The 739-nt window shown below is 56.7% G+C and carries 1 protein-coding gene and 1 pseudogene; one reads left to right on the top strand and one right to left on the bottom strand.

Annotated features, from left to right (window positions below):
- Positions 1 to 403 (bottom strand): hypothetical protein (locus LH128_RS34875; protein ID WP_327195314.1); only part of this gene is annotated, 403 nt, incomplete at its 3' end.
- Positions 404 to 516: 113 nt separating this feature from the next.
- Between LH128_RS34875 and LH128_RS34870 the strand changes: the two are divergent.
- Positions 517 to 739, top strand: a pseudogene (locus tag LH128_RS34870) (hypothetical protein); the annotation flags it as partial.

The raw sequence follows: 739 nt of genomic DNA, 5'->3' as shown, positions 1-739 counted from the left end.
GACGATAAGACAGGTCGGTACAGCCTGATCCTTTTGCAACCGTTGGAATGTCAGCGGCGGTGTCCGATAGCCAGGCCGGAATCATGATCGATGACCTTGTTGGCACAACTTTCGGTACGGAATGAGGGGAATGTCCCGGTATTGTCGTTAGCTGCAGCGCGGTGTCCGAGGTCTGCGCCCCGGTGGCAACCTGATCGTGGCGGAGTGTGTAGAGGTGAAATTCTGGCACAGTTGTCACTGATGTAGAAGCGGTGACGTGGTCCATGTATGCTGCGGGTTGCACGTCCGCGGTATGCATGTTGATAATTTCCACTGTCCGAATGCGGTGCGCAGGATCAGCCGCGGCGACTTCCGGTACGATGCAAAGTAGAAGGATCAACACCGCCAGTCGGAAATGGGCCATCGTCACCGCCAATCGGATTGGAGATTTAGTGGAAGTCACTCAGGCGCACATTGTCAAGCATGATACCGAATGTACACTTCTTCGTGACGCTTCTCCCATTCAGGATGTTCATCATGTGGCTGGTCCATCGCGATACGGACGGTACTGGCGGCAACCGGATACCCTTGCGGCATGAACTGCAACAGGCGCTTGTACGTTGGTACATCGGGGAAGGAACCGAGACCGACGAAAAAGCCGGCATCATGTTGGTGCAGCAGGCGCGAATTGGCCAAAGGTGGATCGCTTGCGGATGCCTCGGGGCCGACATGCCGCCGCCGATCCTCACCCCAGCCTACC

Origin of the sequence: Sphingomonas sp. LH128 (assembly GCF_000293195.2) — a bacterium.
Classification (GTDB): Bacteria; Pseudomonadota; Alphaproteobacteria; order Sphingomonadales; family Sphingomonadaceae; genus Novosphingobium; species Novosphingobium resinovorum_A.
Note: the sequence above shows the minus strand (reverse complement) of the source record. Positions and strands in the feature narration are given on the sequence as shown.